The sequence below is a fragment of the Mesorhizobium sp. M0772 genome, assembly GCF_040320135.1.
Lineage (GTDB): Bacteria > Pseudomonadota > Alphaproteobacteria > Rhizobiales > Rhizobiaceae > Mesorhizobium.
Map to the genome: position 1 here is coordinate 1 of NZ_JAMYPB010000058.1, position 18,019 is coordinate 18,019.

Consider the following 18,019-nt stretch of genomic DNA (forward strand, 5'->3'; position numbering starts at 1 on the left):
CCCCCGGCGGGGGGGCCGCCCCCCCCCCCTCCTCTACAACAGGGCTTGGTCGCCGCGCGGCGCAGACCGGCCGGGGGGGCCCGGCGCCCGCCCCCCTTCGTTTGGGAGGTTGCATCAGGCAGCGATGTCGAAACGGTCGGCGTTCATCACCTTGGTCCACGCCTTGACGAAATCGCCAACGAATTTCTGCCCGGCATCCGCCGACCCGTAGACCTCGGCCAGCGCGCGCAGCTGCGCATGCGAGCCGAAGATCAGGTCGGCGCGTGTGGCGGTCCACCTGACTGCCCTGGTCTTGCGGTCGCGTGCTTCGTAGACCTCATGCGAGCCCGGCTCGGAGGCCGGATCCCAGATGGTGCTCATCGAGAGCAGGTTGACGAAGAAGTCGTTCGTCAGCGTGCCCGGCCTGTCGGTCAACACACCATGCTTCGAGCCGCCGGTGTTGGCGCCGAGCACGCGCAGGCCACCAACCAGCACCGTCATCTCCGGCGCCGTCAGGTTGAGCAGTTGCGCCCGGTCGACCAGCATGGCTTCGACCGACATGGGCGGTTTGCCACTGACATAGTTGCGGAAGCCGTCAATTTTCGGCTCGAGCGCCGCAAAGGAATGGACGTCCGTCTGCGCCTGCGAGGCGTCGGTGCGGCCGGGCGTGAAGGGAACCTTCACCGCATTGCCGCCATCCGTTGCGGCTTTCTCGACCGCGGCGACGCCGCCGAGCACGATGAGGTCGGCCAGCGAGACCTTCTTGCCGCCTGCGTTGAACTCGTTCTGGATGGCTTCGAGCTTCGCCAGCACGGTGGCCAGTTCGACAGGCTGGTTGACCTCCCAGTCCTTCTGCGGCGCCAGGCGAATGCGCGCGCCATTGGCGCCGCCGCGCTTGTCGGAGTTTCGGAAGGTCGAGGCCGAGGCCCAGGCGGTCGAGACCAATTGCGAAACGCTGAGGCCCGAAGCCAGGATCTTGGCCTTCAGCAATGCGATATCCTGGTCGCTGACCAGCTCATGGTCGACGGCCGGAACCGGATCCTGCCAGATCAGCTCTTCCTTCGGCACCAGCGGGCCGAGATACCGCACGACCGGCCCCATGTCGCGATGGGTGAGCTTGTACCAGGCACGGGCGAAGGCATCGGCGAACTGCTCCGGATGCTCATGGAAGCGGCGCGAGATCTTCTCATAGGCCGGGTCGGCCCGCAGCGCGAGGTCGGTGGTCAGCATTGCCGGCGCATGACGCTTCGAGGGATTGTGCGCGTCCGGCACCGTGACCGCGCCAGAGCCGCCCTTCGGTGTCCACTGATGGGCGCCGGCCGGGCTCTTGGTCAGCTCCCATTCGAAGTTGAACAGATTGTCGAAGAAGTTGTTGCTCCACTTGGTCGGCGTCGTCGTCCAGGTAACTTCGAGGCCGGATGTGATCGCATCGCCGGCAATGCCAGTGGCATGCTTGCTCGACCAGCCGAGGCCCTGCGCCTCGATGCCCGCGCCTTCCGGCTCGGCGCCGACCAGTGTTGCATCACCGGCGCCATGGGTCTTGCCGAATGTGTGGCCGCCGGCGATCAGTGCCACGGTTTCCTCATCGTTCATTGCCATGCGCGCGAAGGTCTCGCGGATGTCGCGGGCCGAGGTCAGCGGATCCGGCTTGCCGTTCGGCCCTTCCGGGTTGACGTAGATCAGGCCCATCTGCACCGCGCCGAGATGGCCGTGCAACTCACGGTCGCCGGAATAGCGCTTGTCGTCGAGCCACTTGGTTTCCGAACCCCAGTCGACATCCTGCTCGGGCTCCCAGACATCGGCGCGGCCACCGGCGAAGCCAAAGGTCTTGAAGCCCATCGATTCCAGCGCGACGTTGCCGGTGAGAATCAACAGGTCGGCCCAGGAGATCTTGCGGCCATATTTCTGCTTGACCGGCCACAAAAGCCGGCGCGCCTTGTCGAGATTGGCGTTGTCCGGCCAGCTGTTCAGCGGCGCGAAACGCTGCTGGCCCGCACCGGCGCCACCCCGGCCGTCGCCGATGCGATAGGTGCCGGCGCTGTGCCAGGCCATGCGGATGAACAGCGGCCCGTAATGGCCGAAATCGGCCGGCCACCAATCCTGCGAATCCGTCATCACCTTGTGCAAATCCTCGATCACCGCGTCGAGGTCGAGCGTCTTGAACTCCGCGGCGTAGTCGAAAGCTTCGCCCATCGGGTCCGAAAGGCTCGACTGCTGGTGGAGAACGCCGATGTCGAGCTGGTTCGGCCACCAGTCGCGGTTGGTCCTGGCGGAGGTTCCATGCGCGACCGGGCATTTGCCGGCGCTGTTGTCGTCGGTCATCGCGTCCATCCTGGCCTCCGAATTGCTGATTTATGTGTTGTTTTTTCCGGGCCGGCCGGGAGCCGCGCCACTCTGGAACGGTTCCAGACTAAGCCGTCTTTTCGATAAAAACAAATTGCCTTTCCTGTTTGTTGCGATAGGTTTTCCTTATGATTCGCTTGACCGTGCGGCAGATGCAATATTTCGAGGCTTTGGCGCAAACGCTGCATTTCGGCCGCGCCGCAAAACTCGCCGGCGTCAGCCAGCCGGCGCTGTCCGCGCAGATCGCCGAGATGGAGCAAAGGCTGAACTGCCGGCTGTTCGAGCGCGGCGGCAAGACGGTGCGGATGACGGAAGAGGCGCAAGCGCTGCTGCCACGCATCGAGCGCATCCTGCGCGACATCAGTGATGTCGAGACGACGGCCCGGCGCGGCCGCCCCGCCATGGAAGGCCGCTTCCGGCTGGGCATCATCCCGACCGTGGCGCCGTATCTTTTGCCGCATGTGCTCCCGGAGCTGAAGCGGAATTTTCCGTCCCTGCAGCTCGAACTGCGCGAAGCAGTGACGGCATCACTGGTCGAGGACACGGCAACCGGACGGCTCGACGCCTTCATCGCCGCGCTGCCGCTCGAGCAGCCGGGCCTGGTCACCGAGGAACTGTTCGCCGACCGCTTCTTCCTCGCCGTGCCAGCCGGAGATCCAGCCTTCGCCTCGCCACCGGTGCCGCCGGAAAGCCCGGCGCTGGAGCGGTTGATGCTTTTGGAGGAAGGCCACTGCCTGCGCGAACAGGCGCTCGCGCTCTGCGGCAGCGTGCGTCCCGTAGCGATGGCAAGCTACGGCGCCACCAGCCTGACGACGCTGCTGCAGATGGTGGCGCATGGTCTCGGCGTCACGCTGATCCCCGAAATGGCGGCAAGGCCGGCCAGCGCCATGCCGGACCTCAAGATCGTGCCGTTCCAGGAGCCAATGCCGCAACGCACGATCTGCCTCGCCTGGCGCCGCAACAAGGTGCGGCATGATGAATGCGTCGAGTTGGCGAAGATCATTCGGGGTTTGGATGCGGCGGTGCTGGGGGTGTGAGTCGTTTGGGTCTTGGATGTCGCCTGGAGAACCCCGAAAAGAAACTCAAATCAGGCGCGTTCGAGAATACCCGCATTGATGGCTGGTCGCCAGACCGCACCAAAGCCTCAAGGGATAAATACCAGAAATACATACGTAAAAAATACAACGGCATGGACGATTCCGGTCAGGAAGGTCGTCCTTTCGTTGCTAAAGCTTACGCCGCACATGAAAAGCGCTAAAACCAAAAGTACTGCGTCAGCTTCCGGGAGCCCCAGGGTCAACCCTCGTCCCGTAAGCAGGCTGGCTGCTGCGACCGCAGGTATCGTCAAACCAATCGTGGCGCAAGCCGAACCCATTGCGACATTCAGGCCGCGCTGCAGCTCATTGTTGAGTGAAGCGCGAACCGCCGAAATGGCTTCCGGCATCAAAACCAGACCCGCGATCATTGCCCCCACAATGCTGTCAGCCTGGGTCACCTGGTAAGCAACGAGCGCATTTTCAACACTTGCGGCGACCTGCTCGGCGAGCATGACAATTCCGATCAGTCCGATTATCAGGAGCAGAGCGCTGGAAGAGATGCTTTTGTGAGGGGCGGTTCGCGCCGAAAGGTCGTGTGCCAGTCCTTCGATGAAGTCGTCCCGGTGCCGGACGGTTTGCGCGAACACAAAACTTGCATAGAGCAGCACGGAAAGTACGCTCACAAGGCCAAGCTGAGCTGCCGAAAATGTGCCGGGATCGGTGGTCCGTGTATAGGTCGGCAGGATAAGCGTCATGACGGTCAGTGCGGCCAGAACCGCCAGATATGCGCTTGTCCCTTGCCGGACAATTGCCTGCTTGCGATGACGCCAGCCGCCAAACGTGAGACACGTCCCCACAACGCCGGTGGAGGCAATCATCACCGTCGAGAAGACGGACTCACGTGCAAGCGTGGGGTTGTTCTCTCCATGCAGCATCATGGAAACGATGATCGACACCTCGATTGCCGTCACGGCAAAAGTCAGCACCAATGTGCCGTAGGGTTCCCCCACACGGTGGGCCACCGCCTCGGCGTGATCGAGCACCACGAAAATAGTGATGAACATGATCGCACTCGAGAGCGCTCCGACGAGAATCCTGACGCTCGGCGAACCTTCGTCCACCGATAGCCCGCTGACTCTGACCGCAACGGCCAGTGCCAGCGCGGCCAAAGGCATCGCATAGGAAGTCGCTGATCGTGCGAAACCAGTCATTCAAGCCCCAATGCGTTCGGCGAACCTTGCGGAAGCCTGTCGAGCACCCCAATGTCGAAGCGGGCAATCCCGTCCCCCGGCGTTCAACCCTCAAGCCGTCTTCTGCACCACCAGCCCCAGTTCCTCCACCATCGCCTCGCGCATCAGAAACTTTTGCGGTTTTCCCGTCACCGTCATGGGCAGTTCGGTGCGGAAGCGGATGTAGCGGGGGATTTTGTAGTGGGCGATCTGGCCGGCGCAGAAGTTCTTGATCTCCTGCTCGGTGGCGATCTGGCCCGGTTTCAGCACGATCCAGGCGCACAGCTCCTCGCCATATTTGGCGTCGGGAATACCGAACACCTGCACCTCCTTGACCTTGGGATGGCGATAGAGAAATTCCTCGACCTCTCTGGGATAGACGTTTTCGCCGCCGCGGATGACCATGTCCTTGACCCGGCCGACAATGTTGCAATAGCCCTCGGCGTCGATCGTGGCGAGGTCGCCGGTGTGCATCCAGCCATCGCTGTCGATCGCCTCGCGGGTCTTTTCCGTGTCGTCCCAGTAGCCTTTCATGACGGAATAGCCGCGAGTGCACAGTTCGCCCGGCGCGCCGACGGCGACGGTGGCGCCGTCGGTATCGAGGGCTTTGACCTCGACATGCGGGTGGATGCGGCCGACGGTGGAGACGCGTTTTTCCAGCGGGTCGTCGACGCTGCTCTGGAAGGAGACGGGGCTGGTCTCGGTCATGCCATAGGCGATGGTCACCTCCTCCATATGCATCAGCGACACCACCTTCTTCATCACCTCGATCGGGCATGGCGACCCCGCCATGATGCCGGTGCGCAGGCTGGAGAGATCGAAGCTGGCGAAATCCGCGTGGTCGAGCATGGCGACGAACATGGTCGGCACGCCGTAGAGGCCGGTGCAGCGCTCCTGCGTCACCGCCTTCAGTGTGGCGCCGGCGTCAAAACCCTCGCCCGGGAAGACCATGGTTGCGCCTTTGGAGACACAGCCCATCGTGCCCATCGACATGCCGAAGCAGTGATAGAGCGGCACCGGGATGCAGAGCCGGTCGTCGACGGTGAGCTTGATCGCCGCGGTGACGAAATTGCCGTTGTTGACGATGTTGGTATGGGTCAGCGTCGCGCCCTTGGGCGCGCCCGTCGTGCCTGATGTGAACTGGATGTTGATGGCCTCATTCGGCTTCAGCCCCTCGGAGATGCGGTCGAGGCTGTCATGCTCGTCACGGCCGGCCATCGACAGCACGTCGGCGAAATTGAACATGCCGGGCGAGTTGTCGTCGCCCATGCGGATGACGATCTTCAGCGCCGGCAATTTCTGCGCCTTGAGCTTGCCGGGGGTGGCCTTGGCAAGCTCCGGCGCCAGCGTCTCGATCATGCCGAGATAGTCGGAGGTCTTGAAACTGGCGGCCGTCACCAGCGCCTTGCAGCCGACCTTGTTGAGGGCATATTCCAGCTCCGTCAGCCGGTAGGCCGGGTTGATGTTGACCAGGATCAGGCCGATGCGAGCGGTGGCGAATTGGGTGACCAGCCATTCCCAGCGGTTGGGCGACCAGATGCCGACACGGTCGCCTTTTTCGAGGCCGAGCGCCAGGAAACCGGCGGCGAGCGTATCGACCGTGTCCGACAATTCGCTCCAGGTGAAGCGCTTGTCCTGTCCGACGAAGACGGCAGCATCCTGCTCGGCGTATTTGCTGACCGTGCCGGAGAAAAGCTGAGGGATCGTCTTGTCGAGCAGCGGCACCGAACGGTCGCCCGACACATGTGCCAGGCCGTCGAGCGGAGCGATGAACGCCCTGCCGCGCCCGCGCAGATTGGTGGCGTTCTTGAGCTCGTCGAGATTGATCGCCATCGCCGTTTCCTCCCGGGATATGGCGAGCCTATCAGCCTGATGGGATGGTGGAAAGTAGAGGCGGTTCCCCTCCCCCTCGCGGGGAGGGTGCCTCGCGAAGCGAGGCGGGTGGGCTCCTCGGCGAAGTGCTCGACTTCCTTGGTCACGGTCGACCCGGCTTGGGTCGTCTCGCGTCGAGCACTGCCGGAGCGACCCCACCCGTCCATCCGCCTTTGGCGGCTGTCCACCCTCCCCTCAAGGGGGAGGGAGCGCGCTCATCTTCGCGGCTATTTCCCGCACTAGCGCCTCATCCGCAGCAGCACGATCTTTCCTGGCAGCCACGAGGCAGGCCTGCGACTTCAGCACAACCCCATCGGCCAGCACCTTGAGATGGTTGGCGCGCAGGGTCGAGCCGGTGGTGGTGATGTCGACGATGACATCGGCAAGGCCTGCCGCCGGCGCGCCTTCGGTGGCGCCGAGGCTTTCGACGATGCGGTAGACCTGGATGCCGTGCTTTTGCGAGAAGAACTGCTGCGTGAGCCGCCAGTATTTGGTGGCGATCCTGAGCCGCCTGCCGTGGCGCTGGCGGAAATCGGCGGCGACATCGTCGAGATCGGCCATGGTGTCGACGTCGAGCCAGATGCCGGGCACCGCGACCACGACATCGGCATGGCCGAAGCCGAGGCGAGCGACGATTTCGGCGCGCGCCTCCCAGTCGGCGAGGTTTTCGCGCAGCAGGTCCTCGCCGGTAATGCCGAGGTCGATCGAACCTTGCCCAATCTCGCCGGCGATTTCGGACGCCGACAGGAACGCCACCTCGATGCCCTCGGCGCCGTCGATGCGGGCGCGGTACTGGCGCTCATCGCCGGGCAGGCTGACGGCAAGCCCGGCCCGGGCCAGTACCTCCAAGGCCTGCTCCTTGAGCCGGCCTTTCGATGGGATCGCCAGCGTGATCATTGCGGCTCTCCCCGCAGCGCTTCGATGCGGTCGAGCCAGACGGAGAAGCCGACGCCGGGGATCGGCGTCTTGGCGCCGAGCAGGGTCAGCAGCCGGTCGTAGCGACCGCCGCCGGCCAGCGGCCGCTCGCCACCAAGTGCTGCGATCTCGAAGACGATGCCGGTGTAGTAATCCAGCGGACGGCCGAAGGCAGCGTCGTAGCGGATCGTCTTTGCAGGCAGGCCATGTGCCTCGATGGCTTTGGCGCGGGCGGCGAATTTTTCCAGCGCCGCGCCCAGCGAAAGCCCGGCAGAGGCCGCAAAACTTTCGAGCGCAGCACTCGCGCCGTCGAGCGGCACGTCGATGGCGAGAAAATCCCTGAGCGCCGCAAACGCTTCGTTCGACAACCGCACGCTGCGCAGTTCGGCCTTTTCGATCAGCCGCCGGGCAATGTCGGCGGGCGCGCGTCCGCCGGATGCCAGCAGGCCGGCCTCTTCCATGCCGCCGGCAATGTGGGCGGAAAGCGCTTCGAGATCGCCATCGAGGACAAGGGCCGCGACTTCGCCGTCAAGCTGACCGTTGCGTGGCGGGTTGGCGAGATCGGACAACGCTGCCTGCAGCATCGGCGCCGAACCGAAGGCGCGCGCAAGTCGCATGCGCCAGCCGCGCGGCAGGCCGAGGGCCGCCAGCACCGCCTCGAAGATGGTCTGGTCGCCGAGCGTGATCGCAAGAGGTTGCGCCGGCAGCACCAGCTGCAGCAGCGCATGCGCATCGGCCAGCGAACGCGCATCGGCCTTGGCCGTATCGCGGTCGCCGAGATCCTCGATGCCGGCTTGGAAAAACTCGTTGCCGCCCTCGCGGCGCTGGCGGAACACTTCGCCGAGATAGCAATAGCGGCGCGGCGTGCCGGCCTGCGAGGCGATGTGGTCGAGGCAGACGGGGATGGTGAATTCGGGCCGCAGACACAGCGTCTTGCCGGTCTCGCTTTCGGTGAGAAAGATGCGGCGGCGCAGATCCTCGCCGGCCATGTCGAGGAATGGGTCGGCCGGCTGCAGCACCGCGACCTCGACCGCATGGGTGTTGCGGGTGGCGAAGAGTTTGGTGATTTCGGATGCGATGGCGGGATAGCGGGAGGTCATGCGTGGCGCGAGGCACCCCCCTCTGGCCTGCCGGCCATCTCCCCCTCAAGGGGGGAGATTGGCAGCTCGGAGCGCAGCGCCTCTTCTTCAACGCCGGAGATTGGCGAAACCATGCGCGACATCCAATCTCCCCCCTTGAGGGGGAGATGGCCGGCAGGCCAGAGGGGGGCGTTCAAGCGCCACCCTTCGCACGGTCAGCGGCCTGCACCGCCAAAATCTTCCTCACCTCGGCGACCAGCTCTCCCTCCGCCACCGTCACCTGCGCCGGGCGGGCAGCCCGCCATTCAGCGTTGTCGGCGATTTCAGCGGACATGCGCGCGCCTTCGATCAGATCCTTGATCTGCAACTCGCCCTTGGCGCGCTCATCGCCGCCCTGGATGATCGCGACCGGGCTACCGCGGCGGTCGGCGTATTTCAGCTGCGCCTTCATGCCGGCGCCGCCGAGATACATCTCTGAGCGGATGCCGGCGGCGCGTAGCTCTGCGACCATCTTCTGGTAGCGGCCAAGGCTTTCCGTATCCTTGTCCATGACCAGCACGACGACCGGCGCGATGACATCGGTGGTGTCCAGCTTGCTGAGGTTCTTCAGCGCCGTCATCAGGCGGGAGACGCCGATCGAAAAGCCGGTCGCCGGCACCGGCTCGCCACGGAAGCGCGAGACCAGCCCGTCATAGCGGCCGCCACCGCCGACCGAACCGAAGCGCACGATCTGGCCGTCTTCGTTGGGGATTTCGGCGAGCAATTCGGCTTCGAAGACCGGGCCGGTGTAGTATTCGAGGCCGCGCACGACGGAGCGGTCCATGGCGATGCGATCTTCGCCATATCCGGCCGCCCTGACCAGGGCTTCAATCGTCGCGAGCTCGCCGACGCCTTCTTGGTAAGTCGAGTTCGAGCTCACTATGGAAACCTGGTCGACCTGTGCGTTCCTTGCCGTGGCGAGAAGAACTGCTTCAGCTTGCCCGTCGTCCAAACCAGCGCCCTTGGCAAAGTCGCCCTCGCCTTCCTTGCCGCCATCCCAGCGCCCCGGACCGAGCAGCAGCTTCACGCCTTCCGGCCCGAGCTTGTCCAGCTTGTCGATCGCACGCAGCACCGTCAGCCGGCGGCCGGCATTCTCATCGCCGCCAAGGCCAATCGCCTCCAGCACACCATCGAGCACTTTGCGGTTGTTGACGCGGATGACGTAGTCGCCGCGCTTGATGCCCAGCGCTTCCATCACGTCGGCCATCATCATCGCCATCTCGGCATCCGCCGCGACGCCCGGCGTGCCGATGGTGTCGGCATCGAACTGCATGAACTGGCGGAAGCGGCCGGGGCCGGGCTTTTCGTTGCGGAACACCCAGCCGGAGCGGTAGCTGCGATAGGGTTTCGGCAGCCGCTCAAAATTCTCGGCGACGTAACGCGCCGTCGGCGCGGTCAAATCGTAGCGCAGCGACAGCCACTGCTCGTCATCGTCCTGGAATGAGAACACGCCCTCGTTCGGCCGGTCCTGGTCGGGCAGGAATTTGCCCAGCGCATCGGTGTATTCGATCAGCGGCTGGTCGGCCGGCTCGAAGCCGTAGAGCTCATAGACCGAGCGGATAGTCGCCATCATCTTCTCGACGGCGCGGATGTCTTCCGCGCCGCGGTCGGCAAAGCCGCGCGGCAGCCGCGCTTTCGTCTTTTCCGATTTGTCGGCCATGGGATGGGTCTTTTCGCTTAGTAATCGATGACTTGTTTGGAGTGGGCGTGTCCTAACCGAAGCGGCTTGGTGCGGCAAGGGTTTGCGCTCTTTCCTTCTCCTTCGAAACAAAACGCACCGAAAGGAAACAATTCCGCCATCGGCGCGGCATCGTGCCGACACAATCAGAGCCGATAAGCGCGCCGAAACAAAGGGTTGGGCCATGACTGCGGCACACAAGTTCGACATCAGAGACGACGGCTTGCATGAAGTCCGGTTGCGGCCGGCCGAGAACCGTGCGCCGGTGACGGCGAGCCTCGGTCCGTTTGAGGTCACCGCCGACGAGCGCAAGGGTTCCATCATACGCGAGGCGCTGATGACCGGATTGCTGGTGATTTATCCGGCCTTTGCGGCACTGGCGGCGATTGTGGCGGGATTGTTCCTGACTGGCGCCAGCGGGACGTGAGTTCCTTACCCTCCCCCTTGTGGGGAGGGTCGACGCGTAGCGTCGGGGTGGGGGTGCGGCGCCAAGATACCCCCACCCGCGCCTTCGGCGCGACCTCCCCACAAGGGGGAGGTAGGTGGGACAGCGCCCTACTTCGGCCTCTTAAAGGCCTTGCGTTCCTTCTCCACCTGCTCCCGGCAAACACACCCCTCGAGATGGTCGTTGACCAGACCCATCGCTTGCATGAAGGCATAGACCGTCGTCGGTCCGACAAAGCTCCAGCCGCGCTTTTTCAACTCCTTCGAAATCCTGATCGAGACCGCTGTCGTCGGGTTGGCGCGCAGATGCGCCAGGTCCACCACCGCCGGCCGCTCCTTCGGCCTCGGTTCGAACTTCCAGAACCAGGCGGCCAGCGAGCCGAATTCATCGACCATTTCGCGCGCGCGTTTGGCGTTGTTGATGGTCGAGACGATCTTGCCGCGGTGGCGGATGATGCCGACATTGGCGACCAGGCGCTCGACATCCTCGTCGGTGAAGGCAGCGACCTTGTCGAAGTCGAAACCGGCGAAGGCCTCGCGGAAATTCTCGCGCTTGCGCAGAATGGTCAGCCAGGACAGGCCGGACTGAAAGCCTTCCAGGCAGATTTTTTCGAACAGCCTGCGGTCGTCGGCGACCGGCCGGCCCCATTCATGGTCGTGGTAGTGCAGATAGTCCGGCAGATTGCCGGGCCAGAAGCAGCGCGTGATGCCGTCGGTGCCGGTCAAAAGGCCGGTGTTGTCTTGTGCCATGGCCAATCCATTCGTTGACGCGCCTGCGCGCTGCGTTTACCGCGGCTTTACCAGATTCCTGAACCCGGCGGTAACCACACCAAAAGGTTTACTGACAAAGCGGCATTTTACGCATTCCGATTCATGTTTCGGTTGCCGCTTCGCGCCAAGGATCGCGCAACCGGAGGCAAGTTCCCGCCTCCGTCCGTTCGACGATCAAGGTGCGTTCCAATGAAGATATTTTTGCATTCCGTGCTCGGCGCCGTGGCCATTCTGGCCGCCGGCGTCGCTTCCTCCGCTGCCGGCGACCGCTATGCCGACAGGCCGCCGGTGATGGTGAGCCCCGACCTTTCCGCGCCCTGGGTGCTGCAGCTTGGCCGCGCGCCCGGCATCGTGCGGCAGAGCCGCCAGTTCGTGCAGCAGCAGCCACGCCTTCGCTATGCGCAGCCAGCGCGACCCGATCGGGTGCGCACTGCTTCTGTGCAGGCGCCGGCCAAGCGCGTGGTGATGCGGCCGCAGATCAATCCGCTCTATCTGCCGCAGGAAGTCGCTTATGCCGGCCCGCAGAAGCCGGGCACGATCGTCATCGATACGACGCAGAACTTCCTGTTCCTGGTCGAGAAGAACGGCAAAGCGCGGCGCTATGGCGTCGGCACCGGCAAGCCTGGCTTCGAATGGTCTGGCACGCACAAGATCACCAACAAGCGCGTCTGGCCGGACTGGCGCCCGCCAGCGGAGATGATCAAGCGCGAGGCTGCCAAGGGCCGCTACCTCCCGACCTATCTGGCCGGTGGCGAAGAGAATCCGCTCGGCGCCCGCGCGCTCTATCTCGGCACGACGGAATACCGCATCCACGGCACCAACCAGCCATGGACCATCGGCGGCTCGGTATCTTCCGGCTGTATCCGCATGCGCAACGAGGACGTGGTTGACCTTTACGAGAGGGTCAATGTTGGAACGACCGTGGTCGTGATATAGTCAGCTACCGAATCATCTGGTCCAGAAGGCTTTGTTTCGATGCATGTCGTTCTCTCAAAACCGGGACCACTTTTGAGCGACATGCATTAGGCCTTCAGGGATCGGGAAGGGTTTACGGGGGACGGGCCGTGTGGGGATGCGGCCAGTCAGGAAAGGGCAGCCCGGGAAACCGCGCTGCCCTTTCTCTTTGCGGCTATAGCTGAGCCAGGCTGCGCCAGAACGTCGCGCCAGGGGGATGACGGTTCGCTTTCACGCTGCCTTGCCGCATTTCCCCTGCTATAGGGACGGCCAAACTCCCCTGCGCCAAACTCCGCTGCAAAGGTCCAGCCATGTCTCCGCCAGACGATAGCCGCTATCTCCGGGGCGGCCCGGTCGCCCAGCGCATCATGGCATCCGTGCGCGAGGATGCCGCCATCGCCACCGCCGAAGGTTTTCCACCCAAGCTGGTGTCGATCACCGTCGGCGATACCGCTGCCGTCGATGTCTATGTGCGCAACCAGCGCGCCAAGGCCGCGCTTGCCGGCATCGGTTTCGAGGAGCGGCGGTTCCCCGCCGACATCAGCGCAGGCGAACTCGAGGCGGCGATCCATGGCCTGAACGCCGACCCGCGCGTCACCGGCATCATCATCCAGCGGCCGGTGCCGGCGCATATCCCGATCAAGACGCTGCAGGCCGCGGTGCATCCGCTGAAGGATGTCGAAGGCATGCACCCGGCCTCGATCGGCAACATCGTCTACAATCAGCTCGACCTCGCACCTTGCACGGCTGCTGCCTCGGTCGAGCTGCTGAAGGAAACCGGCCTCGATCTCAAGGGGCTGGAGGTCGTCGTCGTCGGCCATTCGGAGATCGTCGGCAAGCCGATTGCCTTCCTGCTGATGAGCGAAGGCGCAACGGTGACGGTGTGCCATCACATGACGCGCTCGGTGGCCGCCCATGCGCGCCGCGCCGACGCACTGTTCGTCGCCGTCGGCAAGCCCAGGCTGATCAAGGCCGACATGGTGAAGCCCGGTGCGGCCGTCATCGACATCGGCATCAATTCCGAGATCGGCCCGGACGGCACGAGCCGCATCGTCGGCGACGTCGACACCGAGAGCGTGAAGGAAGTCGCGTCCTGGATCACGCCGGTGCCCGGCGGCGTCGGTCCGATCACCGTGGCGATCCTGCTGCGCAACACAATGGTTGCGCTCAGCCGCCAGCGCGCGCGCTACCAGGCGACATATGGCGTGGTGGACCGGCTGGCAGCGGAATAGCTGCTTACTCGGCGGCGACCAGGTTTCCTTCGGAGACGCCCTCCGGCTTCGGACCACCATAGGCCCAGTCGAGCAGCTTGATCGTGTGCACCACCGGCAGCTTCGCGGCGGAAGCGATCTGGGTGATGCAGCCGATGTTGCCGGTGGCGACGATTTCGGCGTCGGTCGCCTCGATGTTCTTCACCTTGCGGTCACGCAACCTTGCGGAAATCTCGGGCTGCAGGATGTTGTAGGTGCCGGCGGAGCCGCAGCACAGATGCCCCTCGCGCGGTTCGCGCACGACGAAGCCTGCCTTGGACAGCAATTCCTTCGGCTGGCGGATGATCTTCTGACCGTGCTGCATCGAGCAGGCGGAGTGATAGGCGACGACGGTGCCGGGTTTGCGCACCGGCTCGGGCAGCTCGAGGCTTGCGAGATATTCGGTAATGTCCCTGGCCAGCGCCGAGACCCGCGCGGCCTTGTCGGCATAGGCCGGATCGAGGCGCAGCATGAAGCCGTAGTCTTTGATCGTTGTGCCGCAGCCGGACGCGGTGATGACGATGGCATCGAGCCCGCCCTGGTCGATGGCACGCGTCCACGCATCGACATTCTGCCGGGCCGAGGCAAGGGCTGCTGCCTCGCGGCCCATATGATGGACCAGCGCGCCACAGCAGGCTTCGCCCTGCGGCACCACGACCTCGACGCCAAGCCTGGTCAGCAATGCAATCGTCGTCTCGTTGATGGCGGGGTCGAGTACCGATTGGGCGCAGCCGGTGAGGATGGCGACGCGGCCTCTCTTCGTCCCCTGCCCGGCATGAATGCCGGAAGAGGCCATTGGCGAGACCGTCGGGATCGAGGCCGGTGCCAGCTTCAGCATCGCGCTGAGCGACTTCAGGGCCGACACCTTTTCGAACAGACGAATGAATGGCTTGCCGAGTCTCGCCAATTTCAGCGCGGCGCGAAAGCGCGCGGGATAGGGCAGCACGAAGGCCAGCATGGCGCGGATGAGCCGGTCGAGCAGCGGCCGCTTGTAAGTTTCCTCGATATGGGCGCGGGCATGGTCGACCAAGTGCATGTAATTGACGCCCGACGGGCAGGTCGTCATGCAGGCGAGGCAGGACAGGCAGCGGTCGATATGGGTGACGATCTCCTTGTCGGCCGGGCGGCCATTCTCCAGCATGTCCTTGATGAGATAGATGCGGCCGCGCGGCGAATCCAGTTCGTTGCCAAGCGTCACATAGGTCGGGCAGGTGGCGGTGCAGAAGCCGCAATGCACGCATTTGCGCAGGATCTTCTCCGATTCCGCGACATGCGGATCAGCAAGCTGGGCAAGGGAGAAGTTAGTTTGCATTATCTTAGCCTTGGGCCATGCGGCCGGGATTGAGGATGGACTTGGGATCGAACTCGGCCTTGAGCCGTGCCGACAGTGCGGCCATATGCGGTGCCTGCGGCTCGAACACCGGAACGGCGGCGCGATGCGAAGGGGTGGCGCGCACCAGCGTGGCGTGGCCGCCGCCAAGCTTTCTGATCAGCCCGCGCAGCAGGGCGGCCTCGGGATCGCCCTCCTCCATGCGCAGCCAGACCAGCCCGCCCTGCCAGTCGTAGAAGGCGCTGACACCGATCTGCATGCGCAGCGTCAGCACCATCTGATGGGCCTGAGACGGCGCCATGGAGACGCGCCAGACCGGCTTTTCGCTACGGTCGGCGAATGGCGTGCAGTCCCTTATGTCACGCCAGAGGGAATGCGAGGCCTCGCCTGCAATCTCCTGCAGCGGGCCCGCATTTTTGAGCAGGGTTTTCAGTGCCTCGATGCGGTAGGCGACCGAAGGGCCGAAGCCTTCGACGCGCAGCAGCGTTGCGGCGTCGGCCCCGAGACTGCCGCCGGCAACGCGCGCGGCGGTGCGTTCGGGCAGATGGGCCGCGCTCGACACTTCGGCGCTGGAGCCGAGCGCCAGCGCCATGGCGGCAGAGGCGGCATCGTCGAGTAGGCCGCGCATGGCAAGCGTCACCTCGGTCTCGGCCGCCGGCAGCACCTTGAAGGTGACATCGGTGAACACGGCCAGCGTGCCCCAGCTGTTGGCCATCAGCTTCGACAGATCGTAGCCGGTGACATTCTTGACGACGCGGCCGCCGGACTTGAAAGCCTCGCCGCGTCCGGCAACCGCATTGATGCCCAGAATATGGTCTCGCGCAGCCCCCGCCTTCAGCCGGCGCGGGCCGGACAGGTTCGCGGCGAGCACGCCGCCGATGGTGCCCTTGCCGGGCTCGCCGCCGAGTAAAGGACCGTAATCCATCGGTTCGAAGGCGAGCTGCTGGCCGTTTTCGGCGAGCAGGTTTTCGATCTCGGAAAGCGGCGTGCCGGCCTTGGCCGACAGCACCAACTCGGCCGGCTCGTAGAGGGTGACGCCGGTGAGCTTCGAAAGATCGAGCGTGTGTTCGCTCTGCTGTGGCCGGCCGATGCCGCGCTTGGAGCCGTGGCCGATGATTTCCAAAGGTGACTCTTCCGCCGCCGCCCATTGGACGGTGGAGAGGATCTCGGCCGATGTGGTGGGGGTGAAGGTCGTCATGGCGAAGATGGGTCGAGTTCCTTCGCGCCCCCCTCTGTCCTGCCGGACATCTCCCCCACTTGGGGGGAGATTAGCAGCTTTGGCGACCGCGCCTCTCTAGCAACGTCGAAGGTTGGCGAAGGCAGAGATGACTGGTGATCTCCCCCCTTGTGGGTGAGATGTCCGGCAGGACAGAGGGGGGCGCGAAGGATCGCCGACGTGAGACATTCCGCCCCCATCAAAACCTCGGAATATCCGGAAATGCCAGCTGCCCCCGATGCACATGCATGCGTCCAAGCTCCGCACAGCGGCGCAGTTGTGGAAACACTTTTCCCGGGTTAAGCAGATGGTTGGGATCGAAGGCGCATTTGACGCGCATTTGTTGGTCGAGGTCGATCTGGTTGAACATCTCCGGCATCAAATCGCGCTTCTCGACGCCGACGCCGTGCTCGCCGGTCAAGACGCCGCCGACCTTGACGCAGAGCCGCAAGATGTCGGCGCCAAAACTTTCCGCCTTGTCGAGTTCGCCCGGCACGTTGGCGTCGTAGAGGATCAGCGGATGCAGATTGCCGTCGCCGGCGTGGAAGACGTTGGCGACGCCGAGGCCGTATTTCTCCGACAGTTCGCGCATGCCGGCGAGCACACCCGGCAATTCCTTGCGCGGGATGGTGCCATCCATGCAGTAATAGTCGGGCGAGATGCGGCCGACCGCCGGGAAGGCCGCCTTGCGGCCAGCCCAGAAACTCAGCCGCTCCTGTTCGGATTGCGAGATGCGACAGGTGGTGGAGCCGTTCCTATAGGCGATCGCTTCGACGAGACCGATCAGGTGATCGACCTCGACGCCCGGCCCGTCGAGTTCGACGATCAGCAGCGCCTCGACATCAAGGGGGTAGCCAGCATGGACGAAATCCTCCGCGGCATGGATTGCCGGCCGGTCCATCATCTCCATGCCGCCGGGGATAATGCCGGCGCCGATGATGTCGGCGACGCACTGGCCGCCCTGCTCGCTGGTCGGAAAGCCGATCAGCAGAGCGCGGGCCGTCTCCGGCTTTTTCAGGATGCGCACGGTGACCTCGGTGACGACGCCGAGCAGGCCTTCGGACCCCGTCATGACGCCGAGGAGATCATAGCCTTCCGAGTCCAGATGATTGCCGCCAAGCCGCACCACCTCGCCGTTCATCAGCACCATCTCGATGCCCAGCACATTGTTAGCGGTCAGGCCGTATTTCAGGCAGTGCACGCCGCCGGAATTTTCAGCGACATTGCCGCCGATCGAGCAGGCGATCTGGGAGGATGGATCGGGGGCGTAATAAAAGCCCTCCTGCTCGACGGCAGTAGTGATGCCGAGATTGGTGACGCCCGGCTGGGCGACGACGACGCGGTCGGGATAGTCGATGGCAAGGATGCGGTTGAAGCGGCTCATGACCAGCAGCACGGCATCTTCAAGCGGCAACGCGCCCCCGGAGAGCGAGGTCCCGGAGCCTCGCGGCACGACACGGATGTTGCGGTCGTTGCAGTATTTCAGCACCCGCGACACCTGCATCACCGTCTCGGGCAGTACCACGACCAGCGGCAATTGCCGGTAGGCGGTGAGGCCGTCGCTTTCGAAGGCGCGCATTTCATTGGTGGCGTCGACGACGCCCTCGCCCGGCACGATGATGCGCATGTCGGCGACGATCTCCGCCCGCCTTCGCATCGTGGCGTCGTCTGGCTTGGGCATGACAAGGCCGGACATCGGCAGCGTCCTCCGCTTGGCTGGTAAAAATCTTTTACCAATTACATTCGGATGTTGCAAACACCGCGTCGGGCAAAGAGCGTATGCCAGCCTTCCGCAGCGGCAATCTGCCGCTGGCCCGGCAGGGCGGATCGTCCAGCGCCTTGCCCTTCGCTGGCTCAGGGCGTTCGAAGCTCGAAAAGCCAAG

14 protein-coding genes are annotated in these 18,019 nt (G+C 64.3%); 4 read left to right on the forward strand and 10 right to left on the reverse strand.

Annotated features, from left to right (window positions below; genetic code table 11):
* Positions 1–114: 114 nt before the first annotated feature.
* Positions 115–2,310: a catalase/peroxidase HPI gene (katG, locus tag NKI06_RS26855; RefSeq protein WP_352987640.1), complete on the reverse strand. Its 2,196-nt coding sequence runs from the start codon at positions 2,308–2,310 to the stop codon at positions 115–117.
* A gap of 140 nt (positions 2,311–2,450) precedes the next feature.
* On the opposite strand from katG, the gene NKI06_RS26860 reads away from it, so the two are divergent.
* A complete protein-coding gene (locus tag NKI06_RS26860) occupies positions 2,451–3,359 on the forward strand; it encodes a hydrogen peroxide-inducible genes activator (protein WP_352987641.1) in 909 nt (302 codons plus the stop codon).
* A gap of 107 nt (positions 3,360–3,466) precedes the next feature.
* Here the strand turns inward: NKI06_RS26860 and NKI06_RS26865 are convergent, their stop codons facing one another.
* The 5 genes from NKI06_RS26865 to hisS all read right to left on the reverse strand — a co-directional run bounded on the left by NKI06_RS26865 (position 3,467) and on the right by hisS (position 10,153).
* The gene (locus NKI06_RS26865) at positions 3,467–4,570 is read right to left on the reverse strand and encodes a calcium:cation antiporter (RefSeq protein ID WP_352987642.1); all 1,104 of its coding nucleotides are present in this window, start codon (positions 4,568–4,570) and stop codon (positions 3,467–3,469) included.
* Positions 4,571–4,660: 90 nt separating this feature from the next.
* The gene (locus NKI06_RS26870) at positions 4,661–6,421 is read right to left on the reverse strand and encodes an AMP-binding protein (protein WP_352987643.1); all 1,761 of its coding nucleotides are present in this window, start codon (positions 6,419–6,421) and stop codon (positions 4,661–4,663) included.
* A 234-nt stretch (positions 6,422–6,655) separates the two neighbouring features.
* The gene (gene hisG / locus NKI06_RS26875) at positions 6,656–7,357 is read right to left on the reverse strand and encodes an ATP phosphoribosyltransferase (protein WP_352987644.1); all 702 of its coding nucleotides are present in this window, start codon (positions 7,355–7,357) and stop codon (positions 6,656–6,658) included.
* Complete coding sequence (locus NKI06_RS26880; RefSeq protein WP_352987645.1) at positions 7,354–8,475, reverse strand: ATP phosphoribosyltransferase regulatory subunit; 1,122 nt, start codon at positions 8,473–8,475, stop codon at positions 7,354–7,356. Before NKI06_RS26880 ends, hisG begins: the two co-directional genes overlap by 4 nt.
* A 172-nt stretch (positions 8,476–8,647) precedes the next feature.
* The gene (gene hisS, locus NKI06_RS26885; protein WP_352987646.1) at positions 8,648–10,153 is read right to left on the reverse strand and encodes a histidine--tRNA ligase; all 1,506 of its coding nucleotides are present in this window, start codon (positions 10,151–10,153) and stop codon (positions 8,648–8,650) included.
* A 202-nt stretch (positions 10,154–10,355) separates the two neighbouring features.
* On the opposite strand from hisS, the gene NKI06_RS26890 reads away from it, so the two are divergent.
* Positions 10,356–10,598, forward strand: coding sequence for a hypothetical protein (locus NKI06_RS26890; RefSeq protein WP_352987647.1), 243 nt, complete (start codon positions 10,356–10,358; stop codon positions 10,596–10,598).
* A 128-nt stretch (positions 10,599–10,726) separates the two neighbouring features.
* Here NKI06_RS26890 and NKI06_RS26895 read toward each other — a convergent pair whose 3' ends face one another.
* Entirely contained in the window at positions 10,727–11,365 is a 639-nt protein-coding gene (locus tag NKI06_RS26895) for a DNA-3-methyladenine glycosylase I (protein WP_352987648.1), read from the reverse strand.
* Between the two features lie 210 nt (positions 11,366–11,575).
* Here NKI06_RS26895 and NKI06_RS26900 point away from each other — a divergent pair, with 210 nt between their 5' ends.
* Together NKI06_RS26900 and NKI06_RS26905 are read left to right on the forward strand one after the other, a co-directional pair.
* On the forward strand, positions 11,576–12,322 hold the full coding sequence (locus NKI06_RS26900; RefSeq protein WP_352987649.1) for a L,D-transpeptidase: 747 nt from the start codon (positions 11,576–11,578) through the stop codon (positions 12,320–12,322).
* Positions 12,323–12,651: 329 nt separating this feature from the next.
* Positions 12,652–13,572, forward strand: coding sequence for a bifunctional 5,10-methylenetetrahydrofolate dehydrogenase/5,10-methenyltetrahydrofolate cyclohydrolase (locus NKI06_RS26905; protein ID WP_023670547.1), 921 nt, complete (start codon positions 12,652–12,654; stop codon positions 13,570–13,572).
* 4 nt (positions 13,573–13,576) lie between these two features.
* On the opposite strand, the gene glcF is transcribed toward NKI06_RS26905, so the two are convergent.
* From glcF to NKI06_RS26920, 3 genes are all read right to left on the reverse strand, one after another.
* Positions 13,577–14,902, reverse strand: coding sequence for a glycolate oxidase subunit GlcF (glcF, locus tag NKI06_RS26910; RefSeq protein ID WP_352987651.1), 1,326 nt, complete (start codon positions 14,900–14,902; stop codon positions 13,577–13,579).
* A 4-nt stretch (positions 14,903–14,906) separates the two neighbouring features.
* A complete protein-coding gene (glcE, locus tag NKI06_RS26915) occupies positions 14,907–16,118 on the reverse strand; it encodes a glycolate oxidase subunit GlcE (protein ID WP_352987652.1) in 1,212 nt (403 codons plus the stop codon).
* 217 nt (positions 16,119–16,335) lie between these two features.
* Entirely contained in the window at positions 16,336–17,832 is a 1,497-nt protein-coding gene (locus NKI06_RS26920) for an FAD-linked oxidase C-terminal domain-containing protein (protein ID WP_352987653.1), read from the reverse strand.
* Positions 17,833–18,019: the final 187 nt, after the last annotated feature.

Coding starts and splice junctions, on each gene's coding strand:
- katG (WP_352987640.1), bottom strand. CDS start 2,310: ATGGACGCGATGACCGACGACAACAGCGCCGGCAAATGCCCGGTCGCG.
- NKI06_RS26860 (WP_352987641.1), top strand. CDS start 2,451: ATGATTCGCTTGACCGTGCGGCAGATGCAATATTTCGAGGCTTTGGCG.
- NKI06_RS26865 (WP_352987642.1), bottom strand. CDS start 4,570: ATGACTGGTTTCGCACGATCAGCGACTTCCTATGCGATGCCTTTGGCC.
- NKI06_RS26870 (WP_352987643.1), bottom strand. CDS start 6,421: ATGGCGATCAATCTCGACGAGCTCAAGAACGCCACCAATCTGCGCGGG.
- hisG (WP_352987644.1), bottom strand. CDS start 7,357: ATGATCACGCTGGCGATCCCATCGAAAGGCCGGCTCAAGGAGCAGGCC.
- NKI06_RS26880 (WP_352987645.1), bottom strand. CDS start 8,475: ATGACCTCCCGCTATCCCGCCATCGCATCCGAAATCACCAAACTCTTC.
- hisS (WP_352987646.1), bottom strand. CDS start 10,153: ATGGCCGACAAATCGGAAAAGACGAAAGCGCGGCTGCCGCGCGGCTTT.
- NKI06_RS26890 (WP_352987647.1), top strand. CDS start 10,356: ATGACTGCGGCACACAAGTTCGACATCAGAGACGACGGCTTGCATGAA.
- NKI06_RS26895 (WP_352987648.1), bottom strand. CDS start 11,365: ATGGCACAAGACAACACCGGCCTTTTGACCGGCACCGACGGCATCACG.
- NKI06_RS26900 (WP_352987649.1), top strand. CDS start 11,576: ATGAAGATATTTTTGCATTCCGTGCTCGGCGCCGTGGCCATTCTGGCC.
- NKI06_RS26905 (WP_023670547.1), top strand. CDS start 12,652: ATGTCTCCGCCAGACGATAGCCGCTATCTCCGGGGCGGCCCGGTCGCC.
- glcF (WP_352987651.1), bottom strand. CDS start 14,902: ATGCAAACTAACTTCTCCCTTGCCCAGCTTGCTGATCCGCATGTCGCG.
- glcE (WP_352987652.1), bottom strand. CDS start 16,118: ATGACGACCTTCACCCCCACCACATCGGCCGAGATCCTCTCCACCGTC.
- NKI06_RS26920 (WP_352987653.1), bottom strand. CDS start 17,832: ATGTCCGGCCTTGTCATGCCCAAGCCAGACGACGCCACGATGCGAAGG.